Annotated in this window: 14 protein-coding genes; 8 read left to right on the forward strand and 6 right to left on the reverse strand. The window is 66.8% G+C overall.

Annotated elements, in window-relative coordinates; translation table 11 throughout:
• Window positions 1–13 precede the first annotated feature (13 nt).
• Genes RSE12_18430 through RSE12_18440 form a run of 3 tightly spaced genes read right to left on the reverse strand, consistent with a single transcriptional unit; the run spans window position 14 to window position 2,387 of the window.
• Window positions 14–631 (reverse strand): GMC oxidoreductase, encoded by a 618-nt coding sequence (locus tag RSE12_18430; GenBank protein WRH62320.1) that lies wholly within the window; start codon window positions 629–631, stop codon window positions 14–16.
• The gene (locus tag RSE12_18435) at window positions 546–1,487 is read right to left on the reverse strand and encodes a GMC family oxidoreductase (GenBank protein WRH62321.1); all 942 of its coding nucleotides are present in this window, start codon (window positions 1,485–1,487) and stop codon (window positions 546–548) included. The genes RSE12_18430 and RSE12_18435 overlap by 86 nt, the downstream gene beginning before the upstream one ends.
• A gap of 9 nt (window positions 1,488–1,496) precedes the next feature.
• Window positions 1,497–2,387: a bestrophin family ion channel gene (locus RSE12_18440; protein ID WRH62322.1), complete on the reverse strand. Its 891-nt coding sequence runs from the start codon at window positions 2,385–2,387 to the stop codon at window positions 1,497–1,499.
• A 172-nt stretch (window positions 2,388–2,559) separates the two neighbouring features.
• On the opposite strand from RSE12_18440, the gene RSE12_18445 reads away from it, so the two are divergent.
• From RSE12_18445 to RSE12_18480, 8 genes are all read left to right on the forward strand, one after another.
• Window positions 2,560–3,411 (forward strand): metalloregulator ArsR/SmtB family transcription factor, encoded by an 852-nt coding sequence (locus RSE12_18445; GenBank protein ID WRH62323.1) that lies wholly within the window; start codon window positions 2,560–2,562, stop codon window positions 3,409–3,411.
• A gap of 5 nt (window positions 3,412–3,416) precedes the next feature.
• Window positions 3,417–4,424 (forward strand): ArsJ-associated glyceraldehyde-3-phosphate dehydrogenase, encoded by a 1,008-nt coding sequence (locus RSE12_18450; GenBank protein ID WRH62324.1) that lies wholly within the window; start codon window positions 3,417–3,419, stop codon window positions 4,422–4,424.
• A gap of 14 nt (window positions 4,425–4,438) precedes the next feature.
• Entirely contained in the window at window positions 4,439–5,677 is a 1,239-nt protein-coding gene (gene arsJ, locus RSE12_18455; protein ID WRH64859.1) for an organoarsenical effux MFS transporter ArsJ, read from the forward strand.
• Window positions 5,678–5,883: 206 nt separating this feature from the next.
• Window positions 5,884–7,140 carry an imelysin family protein gene (locus RSE12_18460; protein WRH62325.1) on the forward strand — a complete coding sequence of 419 codons (1,257 nt, stop codon included), beginning with the start codon at window positions 5,884–5,886 and terminating at the stop codon, window positions 7,138–7,140.
• Window positions 7,141–7,217: 77 nt separating this feature from the next.
• Window positions 7,218–8,720: a di-heme oxidoredictase family protein gene (locus RSE12_18465; protein WRH62326.1), complete on the forward strand. Its 1,503-nt coding sequence runs from the start codon at window positions 7,218–7,220 to the stop codon at window positions 8,718–8,720.
• Window positions 8,720–9,706, forward strand: coding sequence for an imelysin family protein (locus RSE12_18470; protein ID WRH62327.1), 987 nt, complete (start codon window positions 8,720–8,722; stop codon window positions 9,704–9,706). Before RSE12_18465 ends, RSE12_18470 begins: the two co-directional genes overlap by 1 nt.
• Before the next feature lie 2 nt (window positions 9,707–9,708).
• Window positions 9,709–10,782: a DUF1513 domain-containing protein gene (locus RSE12_18475; protein WRH62328.1), complete on the forward strand. Its 1,074-nt coding sequence runs from the start codon at window positions 9,709–9,711 to the stop codon at window positions 10,780–10,782.
• A 213-nt stretch (window positions 10,783–10,995) separates the two neighbouring features.
• On the forward strand, window positions 10,996–11,988 hold the full coding sequence (locus tag RSE12_18480; GenBank protein ID WRH62329.1) for an MDR family oxidoreductase: 993 nt from the start codon (window positions 10,996–10,998) through the stop codon (window positions 11,986–11,988).
• A 6-nt stretch (window positions 11,989–11,994) separates the two neighbouring features.
• On the opposite strand, the gene RSE12_18485 is transcribed toward RSE12_18480, so the two are convergent.
• Genes RSE12_18485 through RSE12_18495 form a run of 3 tightly spaced genes read right to left on the reverse strand, consistent with a single transcriptional unit; the run spans window position 11,995 to window position 15,007 of the window.
• Window positions 11,995–14,091, reverse strand: a complete 2,097-nt coding sequence (locus RSE12_18485; protein WRH62330.1) for a 3'-5' exonuclease — start codon at window positions 14,089–14,091, stop codon at window positions 11,995–11,997.
• The gene (locus tag RSE12_18490) at window positions 14,088–14,483 is read right to left on the reverse strand and encodes a response regulator (GenBank protein WRH62331.1); all 396 of its coding nucleotides are present in this window, start codon (window positions 14,481–14,483) and stop codon (window positions 14,088–14,090) included. Before RSE12_18490 ends, RSE12_18485 begins: the two co-directional genes overlap by 4 nt.
• Window positions 14,480–15,007 (reverse strand): hypothetical protein, encoded by a 528-nt coding sequence (locus RSE12_18495; protein ID WRH62332.1) that lies wholly within the window; start codon window positions 15,005–15,007, stop codon window positions 14,480–14,482. The genes RSE12_18490 and RSE12_18495 overlap by 4 nt, the downstream gene beginning before the upstream one ends.
• Between the last annotated feature and the right edge of the window lie 12 nt (window positions 15,008–15,019).

Raw genomic sequence — 15,019 nt, forward strand, 5'->3', positions numbered from 1 at the left:
GCTTTGCCTGCGCTCAGGCAATGGTTGCGCTGCCGATATGGCCCGCCGCCCGCAAGGCCAGCGCTGCCACCGTCAGCGACGGGTTCACCGCCGCCGATGTCGGCAGCACCGACGCATCGACGATGAACAGATTGTCCAGATCATGCGCCCGCAGGTTGGCATCCACCACCGATGCCGCCGGATCATCCCCCATTCGCGCCGTGCCGCATTGATGGCTTGGCTTCGATTTCGGAAACCCCCGCGACAGCACGATGGGCCACCCCGCCCGCCGCATCGCCCGCTTCAACCGCCCCACCAGCAGATCATGCGCTTCCGTGTTGGTCCGCCGCCAATCCAGCACCACGCCGCCATCCCGCCACATCACACGCGAATTCGGATCGGGCAGATCCTCCGACATCGCCATGATATGGATCGAATGATCCGCCACATGCCGCGCCAGCCACAAAGGCAGCCCCGCCTCGCCCGCCAGAATCGGCCCGGTGATCCGACCCAGCATCTGTATATTCCCCAGCGGCTCCCCCCCCGGCCCGCCGGTCAGATACCAGTCATTGATCTGGATGGTCTTCTCGTAAACCGACCGGTTCCGCCGCAACGGGTTCCACGCCACCATCCCCGTCAGGTTGTGGTTCATGAAATTCCGCCCCACCTGATCGGACGCATTGGCCAACCCGCGCGGATGCCAGCAGCAACGCCGCCGACATCACCGCCCCGGCACAGAGGCACACCACCGGCGCGCTCATCACCTCGCGCTGCCCGTCCCGCTCCACCTCCACCCCGGTCACCCGCCGCCCCTCGGCCAGCAGCCGCACCACCCGCGTGCCGGTCACCAACTCCACATTCGGAAACCGCAGCGCCTCGGCCAGACCACAGCTTTCTGCGTCCGACTTGGCCCCCGTCGTATCGGGAAACGCGTCCCAAGTCGTCGGCGCGCGTTTCAGCCAGGCGTCGATATCCACCCCCAAGGGCAGCGCCGATACATGCAGGCCCTGCGCCCCGAACGCCGCCCGCAGCGCCGCGATATCCGGCTCGTCCGGCACCGGGGCAAAGGGATAGGGCACAGATCGCGGCGGCTCAGTCGGGTCGCCCGCCGCATCGCCGCGCACCCGATACAACTGCTCAGCGCGGGAATAGAACGGCTCCAGCACATCGTATCCAATCGGCCAGCCCGGCGTCACACCGCCTATGTGCTGCAAGGGTGCGAAATCCGCCTCGCGATAGCGCAGCAGCACCGCGCCATAGAATTTCGTATTCCCGCCCACACAGGCATAATTGCCCGGATTGAACGCCCGCCCCTCGGCATCGCGCCACGTCTCTTTCGGCTTGAAATGCCCGCGCTGAAAGATCGCCGCCGGGTCGCGCGCTTCTGGCCCGTCCACCAGCCGCTCGCCGCGTTCCAGAATGACGATCCGCCGCCCGCTGGGTGCCAACCCCGCCGCCAGCGTGGCCCCACCCATGCCGGAGCCAATGATCAGGATGTCAGGCTGCATCGCGTCTCCTCAACTCAGATAATGATCCACCGGCGCCAGCGGCGGCGGGGCCTCGCGCCCCAGATGCGGCGCAAGGCTGATCTCCGCCGCACGGCAAATCGCATCCATGGCGATCCCGTTCGGGCTGGGCGCAAAAGGATGGCTCAACTCCTCAGTCACTTCAGCCAGCCCAAGAAACATGTACCCCACCACCGCCACGAACAAAGGCGTGGCCCATCCCGTCGTCCCCGTCAGGGCAAAGGGCAGAAGCAGGCAATACAGGTAGCTCGTCCGATAGATCAGCAGCGAATAGACAAAGGGCAGCGGGCTGTTGGCAATCCGCTCACACCCCGCCTGTTGCTGCGCAATCCCCCCCATCCGCGCCGTCAGGCTGCGCGCCCCGAACCCGTCGATCCCGCCCGCCCGATGCGCCCCGACAATCATCGCCGTCACCCGGTCCAGCGCCGCACAGGGCGGATGCGGCGCACCGGCCAGATCGCTCACCCCATCACGCGCCGCCTCGGCCACCGGCAGCCCGCGCAGGTTCACCCGATGGGCATGGATGAAATCCAGCGCGCCCTCCAGCATCGCGCGCCGCAGCGCGGGGTCAGGCACGAACACCTCCACCTCCCGCGCCAGACTGCGCAGATCAGCCAGTAGCCCGCCCCACAGCTTGCGCGCCTCCCACCAGCGGTCATAGGCGGCGTTGTTGCGAAACCCCAGAAACAGCGACAACCCGATCCCGAACACGGCGAAGGCCGACGCATCCAGACGCGGCACCACCCCGGTCACCCGGTCCAGCGCCACCACACCCGCCGCCACCCCGGCCAGCAGCACCACCGGCAGCGCGATGCGCGGCACGATCGACCCGCGCAGCGCGGTCAGCAGATCCCAGATATCCGGCCTGTCCCTGACGATCATCCCGCACCCCGCCTTGCCCGATCCACCCACAGGATCCCGGCCCGCCAGTGCTGCACCACCCCGCCCCGCTTGTCCAGTTGACCGGGGCCGCAACCACCGCCCGCGCATGTGACATCGTGCCGTTACAAGAACTTCACTCGCCTTTCACAGATACTTCCTATATTCGGGAATTATGGAAAAGATGAACGCCGCCCATGCCTTCGCCACTCTCGGCCACCCGGACCGGCTGGCCGTGTTCCGCCTGCTCAATCGCTTTGCCCCACAGGGCGTGCGGCCCACGGAAATCGCCGCCGCGCTGAACCTGAAGCCCAACACCCTGTCGCATCATCTGGCCGACCTCACCGCATCCGGCCTTGTCACCGTCACGCGTGACGGCCGCTCGCTTTTCTATGCCGTCAACCTCGACGTCACCGAAGGCCTGATCGGCTACCTCGCGCTCGATATCGGCCGCGCGCGACCAGACCTGCTTGCCCCCCTTATGGACTCCGCAAAGGAACCCGCCATGCGCGACACCGATTTTGACGTCCTCTTCATCTGCTCCGGCAACTCCGCCCGCTCCATCTTTGCCGAGGCGCTGCTGCGCGATCTGGGGCAGGGCAAGTTTCAATCCTTCTCCGCAGGCACCCGCCCGAACAGCGCACTCAACCCCCTCGCGCTCGATGTTCTCACCCGGAACGGGCATGATGTTTCCGGCCTGCGCTCCAAACATATCTCGGAATTCCAGCAGCCCGACTCCATCACGATGGATTTCGTCTTCACCGTCTGCGACGCCGCCGCAGCCGAGGAATGCCCCCCCTGGCCCGGCCAGCCCATCACCGGCCATTGGGGCCTGCCCGACCCGGTCAAGGCAACCGGCACCGATGCCGAACGCGCGCTGGTCTTCGCCCAGACCTACGCCGCCCTGCGCCGCCGCATCACGGCCTTTGTCGCCTTGCCCTTCGAAACACTCAACCGCATGTCCCTTCAGTCGCACGTAGACCAGATCGGTCTCGCCCCCGACACCACTGCCGCCACGAAAGGCTGATCCTCATGCCCCGCATCGCGCTCAACGGCCTTGGCCGGATCGGCAAACTCGTCCTGCGCAACCTGATCGACATGGGCGCAGGCGGCGACATCGTCCTTCTGAACGATCCCGCAGGCGATGCCGAACAGCACGCCCTGCTGATGGAATTCGACAGCGTCCATGGCCGCTGGCAAACCCCCGTAACCCATGCACCGGACACACTGGTGCTGAAAGGCCAACCCATCCGCCTGACGCATGAAAAAACGCTCGACGCCCTGCCCCTCGCCGCCATGGGGATCGATCTGGTCGTCGATGCGACGGGTGTCTTCAAGACTGCCGCCAAGATCGCGCCCTACCACAGCGCCGGGGTGAAAAAGGTCATCGTCTCCGCCCCGGTCAAGGATGGTGGCGCGCTGAACCTCGTCTACGGGGTCAACCATCACCTCTATGACGGCACCCAGTCCCTCATCACTGCCGCCTCCTGCACCACCAACTGCCTCGCCCCGGTGGTCAAGGTCATCCATGAATCCCTCGGTATCCGTCACGGCTCCATCACCACGATCCACGATGTCACCAACACCCAAACCATCGTCGACCGCCCGGCCAAGGACATGCGCCGCGCCCGCTCGGCCCTGCTGAACCTGATCCCCACAACCACCGGATCGGCCACCGCCATCACGCTCATCTACCCCGAACTCAAAGGCCGCTTGAACGGCCACGCCGTGCGCGTGCCGCTCTTGAACGCCTCCCTCACCGATTGCGTGTTCGAGGTGGAGCGTCCAACCACCACAGAAGAGGTCAACACCCTGTTCAAAGCCGCCGCCGAAGGCCCGCTCAAGGGCATCCTCGGCTATGAACCCCGCGCGCTGGTGTCATCGGATTTCACCAACGACCCCCGCTCATCCATCATCGACGCGCAATCGACGATGGTGATCAACGGCACGCAGGTGAAGATCTACGCCTGGTATGACAACGAATGGGGCTATGCCTGCCGTCTGGCCGATATCACCCGCATGGTGGCGGCCTCGCTGTGACCAGCCTCAACCCGATGCGCGCCTATATCGCCGTCACGGCGGCCTATTGGGCCTTCATGCTGTCCGATGGCGCGCTGCGGATGCTGGTGCTGCTGCATTTCAACGCGCTCGGTTTCTCGCCCATCCAACTGGCTTGGCTATTCCTCCTGTATGAACTTGCCGGCATCATCACCAACCTCGCCGCAGGCTGGCTCGCCACCCGCTTCGGCCTTGCCGCCACGCTTTACGCGGGCCTCGCGCTTCAGGTCGCTGCCCTGCTCACCCTGTCACAGCTTGATCCCGCATGGGCCATCGCCGCCTCCGTGGCCTTCGTCATGGCCGTTCAGGGCGTGTCGGGGGTGGCGAAAGACCTTGCCAAGATGTCCTCCAAATCCGCCGTCAAACTTCTGGCCCCCGCTGAGGATGGCGGCCTGTTCCGCTGGGTGGCCCTGCTCACCGGGTCAAAGAACGCGGTCAAGGGCGCGGGCTTCTTCCTCGGCGCGGCGCTACTGGCGCTGGCTGGGTTTCAGGCCGCGCTCTGGGCAATGGCCGCTGTGCTGACCACCATCCTGATCGCTGTCCTTCTGTTCCTGCCCAAAGGCCTGCCGGGGCGCATGAAATCGGCCGAAAGCTGGGGCGGCTGGCGCTCACCCGATCCCCGCATCAACCGTCTGTCGCTGGCCCGCCTGTTCCTGTTCGGCGCGCGCGATGTGTGGTTCGTCGTGGGGATCCCGGTCTATTTTCAGGCCGTCCTGTCCGACGGAACGCCCGACAGCCGCCGCGCCGCCTTTTTCCTGATCGGGGGCTTTCTTGCGCTGTGGATCATCGCCTACGGCGCGGTGCAGGCCATGGCCCCCCGCATCCTTGGCGGCAAGGGCCAACCGTTGCAGGCCACCACGCAAAGGGCCGCGCTCTGGTCTGGCCTCCTCGTCCCCATCCCCTTTGCGCTGGCCGCGCTGGCGCTTTGGGCTGGCGATCCCGCACCATGGCTGACCGCCACGCTGATTGTCGGACTCCTCGCCTTCGGCTTTGTCTTTGCGGTGAATTCCTCGGTCCATTCCTACCTGATCCTCGCCTTCGGACAGGCCGACCGCATCACGCGCGATGTGGGCTTCTATTACATGGCCAATGCCGCAGGCCGCCTGATCGGCACCCTTCTGTCAGGTCTCAGCTACCAATGGGGCGGCCTGCCCGCCTGCCTCGCCACCGCAGGCACAATGGCGCTGCTGGCTTGGCTCGCGACGCGCGCCCTGCCCGCTCAGGCCTCACCCTGATCCCGTCCCCCGCCCTGGGAACTCCAATTCCCGATCATTTCAATCCGGTATTTACATTTCCTATCTTTTTTGTCAGGAAGACCCCAGCCAGCCCGAAGGGCAAGCCGATCCGGTCACCCGTGGCCGATCCTGCCCCTTCCACTGGCCCCTGCGCTGATCCCGCCATCCGGCACCGTGCATAGGCCCCGCCCGAACCCGGAGTCCCCATGCGCCGCGCCACCGCTGCCCTGCTTCTGTGCACCGCACTCACCACACCCGCCTTCGCCGCCGATCCTGCCGACGTTGTCGCCACCTATGCCGACATCGCCGCCGCAGCCTATGGCGACAGCCTGACCACCGCGCAGGCCCTGCAATCCGCCGTCGCCACCCTCATCGCCACACCTTCGGAATCCGGCCTCACCGCCGCCCGAAGCGCTTGGCTCGCCGCACGCGTCCCCTATCAACAGACCGAGGTGTTCCGCTTCGGCAACCCTATCGTCGATGATTGGGAAGGCAAGGTGAACGCCTGGCCGCTCGACGAAGGGCTGATCGACTATGTCGCCACCGGTTACGGGCTGAACGAGGAAAATACCCTCTCGCAACTCAACATCATCGCCACGCCGAAATTCACCCTCTCCGGGTCTGACATCGACGCCACCACCATCACCCCGGCCCTGATCGCCGACACCCTGCACGAGGCGGACGGGATCGAGGCCAACGTCGCCTCTGGCTATCATGCCATCGAGTTTCTGCTCTGGGGGCAAGATCTGAACGGCACCGAACCCGGCGCGGGCAACCGCCCCTACACCGATTTCCTGCAAGGCGAAGGCTGCACCGGCGGCAACTGCGACCGCCGCGCCGCCTATCTTGCCGCCGCAACCGATCTGCTGGTGTCCGATCTGGAATACATGGCCGCCGCCTGGGCTCCGGGTGGTGACGGCCGCGCAACTGTGACCGCCGATCCGCAAGCCGGGCTTCTGGCCATGCTCACCGGCATGGGCAGCCTGTCCTATGGCGAACAGGCGGGTGAGCGGATGAAACTCGGCCTGATGCTGAACGATCCCGAAGAAGAACATGACTGCTTCTCCGACAACACCCACAACAGCCACTTCTACGATGGCCTCGGCATCCGCAACGTATACCTCGGCAGCTATACACGCGTAGATGGCAGCATCGTCTCCGGCCCCGCGCTGGCGGATCTGGTCGCCGCAGTTGACCCCGTCGTCGACGCGCGCCTGCAGACGGAACTCAACGCCTCCATCGACGCGCTTCAGGCCATCAAGTCCGCCGCCGAAGGGGGCCTCGCCTATGACCAGATGCTTGCCCCCGGCAATACCGAGGGCGAGGCGCTGATCACCGCCGCCATCGATGCGCTGGTCACGCAAACCGCCTCAATCGACCGCGCGGTCACCGCCCTTGGCCTGTCGCAGATCAGCTTCGAAGGCTCCGACAGCCTCGATAATCCCGGCGCCGTCTTCCAGTAACGCCAACCCGGCGCGCGGCCCCATCGCGGCTGCGCGCCCATCCCCTGCCCACGCCCACAGGGCGAAAGACCCCAGTCATGCTCCGCCCCTTCCTGCTCGCCCTGCTGATCTCTGGCCCCGCTTTGGCACTGGACGATCCGCACCTCTCCACCCTCCCCCGCACCGCAGCCGAATCCGCCCGCATCAAGGCGATCCTCGCCCCACCCACCGATTTCACCGAAGCCGAACCGTTTGAGGCGCTCTCTGCCGGGGCCGCCACCGTTCGTGCCCGCACCACCACGGATGCTTTCAGCCAATCCTCGGCCAATATGCCCTTCGATCATGAAATGCGCTTCAAGCTGGGCAATGCGCTGTTTCGCAAGACATGGGTCGCGTCCCCCGCCTCCACCCTCGCCTCCGATGGCCTCGGCCCGCTCTACAACGCCCGCGCCTGTCAGGATTGCCACCTCAAGGATGGCCGCGGCCACACGCCCGAAGGCCCCGGTGACAGCCGCGTCTCCCTGTTCCTGCGTCTGTCTGTCCCTGCCAAGACAGGCCCCGCCGATATAGAAGAATGGCTCGCCACCGCACCAGACCCCACCTATGGCGGCCAGTTGCAGGATTTCGCCGCCCCCGGCCAAGCCGCCGAAGGGCGGATGGACATCACCTATACCGACCTGCCCGTCCCCCTCGCCGATGGCACCGTCATCACCCTGCGCCAGCCCAGCTATGCCCTCGCCGATCCCGCCTACGGCCCACCCGACCCCGGCCTGATGCTCTCCCCCCGCGTCGCGCCACAGATGATCGGCCTTGGCCTGCTCGAGGCGATCCCCGCCGCCGGTATCCTCGCCCTTGCCGATCCTGATGATGCCAATGGCGATGGCATCTCGGGCCGCCCGCAGATCGTGCCCTCCACCGAATACGCCACCCCCATGCTCGGCCGCTTCGGCCTCAAGGCCGGCGCTCCCACCGTGCGTGACCAATCCTCCGCCGCCTTTGCGGGCGACATGGGCCTGTCCACACCCCTCCACCCCGATCCCTGGGGCGATTGCACCCCGGCCCAAGGCGAATGTCGCGCCGCCCGCCACGGGCAGGAACCCGGCATCCGCGACGGGCTGGAGGTCGAGGCCGAAAGCCTCGACCTCGTCACCTTCTATGCCCGCAACCTTGGCGTCCCGGAACGCCGCCGCGTGGATGATCCGCAAGTCCTGCGCGGCAAGGCGCTGTTCCACACGCTCACCTGCGCCGCCTGCCATACCCCCAAACACGTCACCCACCGCCTGACCGATCAGCCCGAGCAAAGTTTTCAGCTGATCTGGCCCTATACCGATCTCCTGCTCCACGACATGGGCGAAGCCCTCGCCGACAACCGCCCCGAAGGCCGCGCCTCGGGGCGCGAGTGGAAAACCCCGCCGCTTTGGGGCATCGGCCTGACCGAACAGGTCAGCGGCCACACCCAATTCCTGCACGATGGCCGCGCCCGCACCCTGCTCGAGGCGATCCTCTGGCACGGGGGCGAGGCGCAGGCCGCCCGCGATGCCACCATCGCCCTGCCCGCCGATGACCGCGATGCCCTCATCGCCTTTCTGGAAAGCCTCTGATGCCCCGCACATGCTTCGGCCTCACCTTCACGCTGGCCCTGATCCTCTCGCCGCTCAGCGCGCGCGCCGATGTGGCCGAGGTGGTCCAGCACCATATCTTGCCCGGCTACACGGCACTGGCCAGCGCCGCCGCCACGCTGGACGCAACCGCCCAACAGGATTGCACCCCCGCCACCCTGACCCCCGCCTTCCACACCACCTTTGACGCCTGGATGGCTGTCCAGCACCTCCATCTCGGCCCGGTCGAGGAAGAGGGGCGCGGTCTTGCCACCGCCTTCTGGCCCGATCCCAAAGGTCGCGGCCTCGCCGCGCAAAGCGCCATCCTTGCCAACGACCCTGCCACCCTCACCCCCGACAACTTCGCCGATCAATCCATCGCCGCACGCGGCCTGATGGCGCTGGAACGCCTCCTCTATCCTGACGCCTCGCTGCAAGGCGACACGTGCGCCCTGATCCGCCTGACCACCGCCGATCTGGCCCGCACCACCGCCGATATCGCAACCCTGTGGCAACAGGGCTTTGCCACCAGCCTCACCAGCGCAGGCCAACCCGGAAACACCCGCTTTCTGTCGCAGGCCGAGGCGCGTCAGGCCTTGCTCACCCAACTCACCACGGGCCTCGAACACCTCGCCGACCAACGCATCGCCCGCCCCATGGGCAGCTTCGACAAACCCCGCCCCGATCTGGCCGAGGCCCGCGCCTCCGGCCGCAGCCTGCGCAACATCACCCTGTCGCTGCACGCCCTGCGCGACCTTTCGGCCACCCTGTCGCCCGACACGACAGCCCCCCTCGCCGCCATCGACACTGCGCTTGCAAAGGCCGCAGCGCTGGATGACCCCATCCTCGCCGGGACCGCCGATCCCGCCGCGCGCCTGCGGATCGAAATCCTTCAGCACTCCATCCGCGCGGCCCGTGACTCGGTGGTGGCAGCCCTTCCCCCCGCCCTCGGCGTGGGCATCGGATTCAATGCGCTGGACGGGGATTGACCATGACCTCCCGCCGTTCCGTCCTCGCAGGCCTCGCCGCACTTTGCCTGCCCGCGCCAAGCTGGGCCGATGTGGGCAATCCCCGCTTCCTCGCCGCCGCAAAACAAGGAGATGGCTACTTCCTCCACGGCCTCACCGCCAAAGGGGAAAGCCTGTTCTCGCTTCCGCTGCCTGCGCGCGGCCATGCCGCCACCGCCCATCCCCACCGCCCCCTCGCCGTGGCCTTCGCCCGCCGCCCCGGCGTGTTTGCTCTGGTGATCGACTGCCGCGATGGCCGCCTGCTGCACCGCCTCACCCCGCCCGATGGCCGCCAATTCAACGGCCACGGCACATTTTCCGCCGATGGCACGATCCTTTATACGTCAGAAGTCATCGCCGAAACCTCGCAGGGGCGCATCGGCCTTTGGGACACGAACCGCTTCACCCGCATCGGAGAATGGACTTCGGGCGGGATTGGCCCGCATGACATGAAACGTCTTCCCGACGGCCGCCTCGTCATCGCCAATGGCGGCATCGTCACCGATCCGCGCGACCGGACCAAGCTGAACATCCCCGACATGCGCCCGAACCTGACCCTGCTCGACACCCATGGCAAACCGCTGGACGTGGCCGAACTGGACCCCACGCTGAACTGCAACTCCATCCGCCACCTTGCCCTGACGCAAACGGGCAGCATCGCCTTCGCCATGCAATGGGAAGGCGACACGACAGAGGCTGTCCCCCTCCTCGGCCTCTGGACCCCCGGCGCAACCCCCACCCTTTGCGCCGTACCGGAACCCGAATCCCTGCGGATGCAGGGCTATGCCGGATCCATCGCCGTGGCGGAGAGCGGCCACATCGCCATCACCTCACCGCGCGGCGGGTTGGTGCAGGTTTTCGCCGCCGATGGCCGCTTCCTCGCCAGCCAAACGCGCCAGGATGTCTGCGGCATTGCCGCCCTGCCCGGCGGCGGCTTTCTGGCCAGCGACGGGATGGGCGCGCTCCTGCGCCTGACGGTCAAGGGCGACACCATCCAGACCACCGCCCTGCACAGCCATCCCCTTGCCTGGGACAACCACCTCGTCACCCTGACCTGATCCGCTTCGGTCAGGCCGCGCTGCCCCCGCCGCATCGCCAAACCGGAAAGCGCGGTCTGCTGCATCACCCCCGGGAGGGCTGTCTGCCCTCCCGGACCCACCCGAGGGTATTTGGGCCAAGATGAAGCCGCATCGAACAGAAAGCGCCCCTGCCCTTGCGCGCCCCGCGCTTTCGGTTTCTTCTTTGGCGATCCCAAGACAAAGGCTTTCCCGATGTTCGACGCCCTCCTGATCGACAAAACCGACGCCGGCCAGACCGCCCGCATCGCCACCCTGTCGCCCGACCAATTGCCGCCCGGCGATGTGACCGTGGCCGTTGAATGGTCCACGCTGAACTACAAGGATGCGCTGGCCATCACCGGCGCCTCGCCCGTGGTGCGCAGCTTTCCCATGGTGCCGGGGATCGACCTTGCGGGAACGGTATCTGCCAGCGATCACCCCGATTTCCGGACAGGCGACAAAGTCGTGCTGAACGGCTGGGGCGTGGGTGAAAAACACTGGGGCGGGCTGGCCGGTCAGGCCCGGCTGAGCGGCGACTGGCTGATCCCCCTGCCTGCGGGCATTTCCCCCCGCGCCGCCATGGCCATCGGCACCGCAGGCTATACCGCCATGCTTTGCGTCATGGCGCTGGACCGTCACGGCATCACGCCCGCATCGGGTGAGATTGTCGTCACCGGCGCCGCCGGCGGCGTGGGCAGCATCGCCACCGCCCTGCTGGCCAAGCGCGGCTACACTGTCGCCGCCGTCACCGGCCGCGCGGCCGAGGCCGACTATCTGCGCTCCCTCGGTGCCGCCAGCATCGTCGATCGGGCCGAATTGTCCGCCCCCGGCAAACCCCTTGCCCGCGAACGCTGGGCGGGTGCTGTGGATGTGGCAGGCGGCGTGGTTCTGGCCAATGTCCTTGCCGCCATGCGCTATCGCGGCGTGGTCGCCGCCTGCGGCCTTGCCGCCGGGATGGACTTGCCCACCACCGTGGCCCCCTTCATCCTGCGCGGCGTCACCCTTGCGGGCATCGACAGCGTGATGTGCCCCAAACCCGACCGCATCAAGGCCTGGGCGCATCTGGCGCAAGAGCTTGACCTGACGCTTCTGGAAAGCATGACCACCGAGATCGCCCTCGCCGATGTGATCGACACCGCCCCCCGCTTTCTGCAAGGGCAGGTGCGCGGGCGGATCGTCGTTCCCGTGGGCCCCGCAAAAGCCTGACCGCGCTCAGGCGTTCAGATCCTGCAGCAGACGGCCATGTTTGCGCACCTCGGTCAGCACCTCGTCAAAGGTGCCGATCTTGCGCCCGCGCAGCATGGTCAGCATCTTGAGGAATGCATCCGCCGTCGCCACCGCATCGCCCAGCGCGGTGTGGCGCGCCTCCTCGGATATGGTGATGCCCAGCCGATGCGTCAGCGCATCAAGTGAATGTTCCTCATGCTGGCTGAACACCACCGCTGACAGCAGAACCGTATCCAGAATGGGCATGTCGAACCGCTTGCCGATGGCAGGCTCGGCCCGGCGTAAAAATGCCATGTCGAAAGGCGCATTATGCGCCACCAGCACTGCCCCTTCGGCAAAACGGTGGAACCGTGCCAAGGCCTCGGTCACCTTCGGCGCGTCGGCCACCATGGCATCGGATATGCCATGCACGGCAGTTGATGCCGCCGGGATCGTTCGCCCCGGATGAACCAGCGTGTTGAACACCTCGCCCTCCACCCGCCGCCCGTTCACGATCCGCACAGCGGCGATCTGCACCACCTCATCGCCCTGCTGCGGCATCAGCCCGGTGGTTTCCGTGTCGAACACCACATAGGTCAGTTGATCCAACCGGCTGTTCAGCACAGCCCCGCGCCGTTCCTGCCCCAGCAGATCGAAATCATAGGTCACCCGCCGCGCCACCGGCTCGGGCCGCTTCACCGACCGCCGCGCCTGCAGGATCGGCAGGCACAGCGCCTCTAGCCCGCCTTCCATCACTTCGGGCCAGATATCCGTGGCATGTTCCGCCAAAAAGCTGCGCCCCGTCGCCTCGGGCAAACTTGCGTCCAGCGGCAGGTCCAGAACCCGCTCCAGCGCGGCCATGGTCAGCGGTGCGCCTTTCCAGACGATGCGCAGCGATGCCCCGCCAAATTCCTCATCCAGCCGCAGCGTCAGCCGCGTCACCCCCGCCATCCGCGCAATCTCGTGGCACAACACCCCGGTGAACCCCACCAACTCATAGGCATTGCAGCCGATCATCAGCGCCGATGGCGCAATCTCGACCGTCAGCCCTGCGCCCTCGACCCGCGCCTTGATGCTGTCCAGCACATCCTCGCCCCGCAGCATCGTATAGGGCAGCGTTTCAGGCCGCCGCTCCTGATTGGCGCGCGCAATCTCCTGCACCATGGCCACGAGGGCCACCACTTCCGCATCCAGCGCCGCCACCAGCGCTGCATCGCCCCCCTCGCTCGCCGCTTCGCGGATCGTGGCGATCCCCGCCACCGACCGGCTGATCCGCTCCAACGCCTCGGCGATGAACGCCTCACGCCGCGCCGACACGGCGAAATCCTGCGTCACATCGCGCAGGGTCAGCACATAGCCCGGCGCATCGCCCTCGCCTGCCAACAGACGCATCCGCCCTGCCAGCAGCGCCCGCCCCTGCACCGGCGTGCAGATCAGGTCTGATGCCGCATCCGCCGCGCCCGTCTCCACCAGCCGCTGATAGGCATCCTGCAACGGCCCCTCGCGCAGATAGCCGAACACGCTGCGCGCCAGCCCTGGCTGATGGGCAAGGTCCAACCCGCCTGCCCCCCCGCCTGCCCCCAAGAACTCGGCCGCCTGACTGTTATAGAAGACAAGCTGATGATCGCCCGCGCAGATCATCACCCCCACCGGCACATCCGACAGCAGCCGCTCCAGCCGCGCCTTTTCCGCCGTCAGCCGCGCCGTCTCGCGCCCGATCGCCTCGGCCAGCGCGCTGCGCGTCTCGGCCAGCCGGTCCGATGCCGCCCCCGCAGCCGGGGCCAGATCACCCAGATAGCGCGCCACCTCCATCTCCAGCGGGCGGTCCACATCCGAATGCGCCCGCGCCCGCAGCGCCCCTGCCAACAGGTCGATGGGCCGCGCCACGTTCTTGTCAAAAAGGAACCAGACCCAGGCGATCAGGCCCAGACTGCCGAACCCCGCCACCGTGGCAATCTGCACCAACCCGTTCGACTGTTCCGCCAGTTCCGGGAACCGCGTCAGCGCCAGCCAGACCCCCGCCCCGATCGCCAAAAGAGACCCCACAGCCAGCAGCGCAAAAAACAGCAGAATGCGCAGCCGCAGGCTCGCCCGGGCGATCACATCGGCGCCCCCCCATCCACGATCCGCCGTATCTCGCCCCGCAACGTGCCCAAATCGAACGGTTTGGTCACAAAACCATCCGCCCCCAGCGCCATCGCCTTGCGCTTTTCCAACGCCGACCCGCGCGCCGTCATCATCACCACCTTCACGTCATGCAGCGACGGATCCAGCCGGATCTCCTGACAGATCTCATAGCCCGATACAGACGGCAGCATGATATCCAGCAACACCACCTCCGGGTGACGACTGCGGATGAAAGGCAGCGCCTCCGCCCCGTCAGCCACCCGCGCGTGGCCATAGCCTTCGCGCTTCACCACATATTCCAGCGCGATGGCGATGTTGTCCTCATCTTCCACGATCAGGACAAGCGGTTCTCTCTTCCTGTCTGTCATCCACCTGCCCTCCGGCACGCCACCATCCCCGTCTGGTCTTCCGGCAGCAAGGGCACCCATTCGCCCCCTTCCAGCACGCCAGCATCCGTGATCTTCATTTCGGTCGTCATCCGCACTGACCGTTGGCCCGCGCAATCCACCGCCACCGTCCACTGCTCCACCCCGCGCCAGCGGGCAAAGCCATAGGCATTGGCAAGGATCAGGTCCGCATTGCCCGGATGCGCCAGCATCTGCCGCGTATCCAGCGCCACGAACCGCGTCACCAGGGGCACCGCCATCGTCCAGGGCCGCAGCGCCTGCGGCCGATCATCCGCCCAGACCACCGCCACACCCTCGGGCAGGCCCGCCGACAGACGCCCATACCAGCTATACTCGCTCCAGGCCGTATAGCTGATCAGCCCCAGCGCCGCCGCCGCAGGCATGATCCAGGCCGGCAGCCGGTTGCGCGACAGCCTGCGCAGGATCATCGCGATCCCCGCACAGGCAATGGCTGCGACAATCGCTGCGATCAGTTCAAGACCCATAACCTGCCTACC

The sequence above is a fragment of the Fuscovulum sp. genome, assembly GCA_035192965.1.
Classification (GTDB): Bacteria; Pseudomonadota; Alphaproteobacteria; order Rhodobacterales; family Rhodobacteraceae; genus Paragemmobacter.

Excerpts from the sequence above, each read along its gene's own strand:
- RSE12_18430 (WRH62320.1), bottom strand. The coding sequence starts at position 631 with ATGAACCACAACCTGACGGGGATGGTGGCGTGGAACCCGTTGCGGCGG.
- RSE12_18435 (WRH62321.1), bottom strand. The coding sequence starts at position 1,487 with ATGCAGCCTGACATCCTGATCATTGGCTCCGGCATGGGTGGGGCCACG.
- RSE12_18440 (WRH62322.1), bottom strand. The coding sequence starts at position 2,387 with ATGATCGTCAGGGACAGGCCGGATATCTGGGATCTGCTGACCGCGCTG.
- RSE12_18445 (WRH62323.1), top strand. The coding sequence starts at position 2,560 with ATGGAAAAGATGAACGCCGCCCATGCCTTCGCCACTCTCGGCCACCCG.
- RSE12_18450 (WRH62324.1), top strand. The coding sequence starts at position 3,417 with ATGCCCCGCATCGCGCTCAACGGCCTTGGCCGGATCGGCAAACTCGTC.
- arsJ (WRH64859.1), top strand. The coding sequence starts at position 4,439 with ATGCGCGCCTATATCGCCGTCACGGCGGCCTATTGGGCCTTCATGCTG.
- RSE12_18460 (WRH62325.1), top strand. The coding sequence starts at position 5,884 with ATGCGCCGCGCCACCGCTGCCCTGCTTCTGTGCACCGCACTCACCACA.
- RSE12_18465 (WRH62326.1), top strand. The coding sequence starts at position 7,218 with ATGCTCCGCCCCTTCCTGCTCGCCCTGCTGATCTCTGGCCCCGCTTTG.
- RSE12_18470 (WRH62327.1), top strand. The coding sequence starts at position 8,720 with ATGCCCCGCACATGCTTCGGCCTCACCTTCACGCTGGCCCTGATCCTC.
- RSE12_18475 (WRH62328.1), top strand. The coding sequence starts at position 9,709 with ATGACCTCCCGCCGTTCCGTCCTCGCAGGCCTCGCCGCACTTTGCCTG.
- RSE12_18480 (WRH62329.1), top strand. The coding sequence starts at position 10,996 with ATGTTCGACGCCCTCCTGATCGACAAAACCGACGCCGGCCAGACCGCC.
- RSE12_18490 (WRH62331.1), bottom strand. The coding sequence starts at position 14,483 with ATGACAGACAGGAAGAGAGAACCGCTTGTCCTGATCGTGGAAGATGAG.
- RSE12_18495 (WRH62332.1), bottom strand. The coding sequence starts at position 15,007 with ATGGGTCTTGAACTGATCGCAGCGATTGTCGCAGCCATTGCCTGTGCG.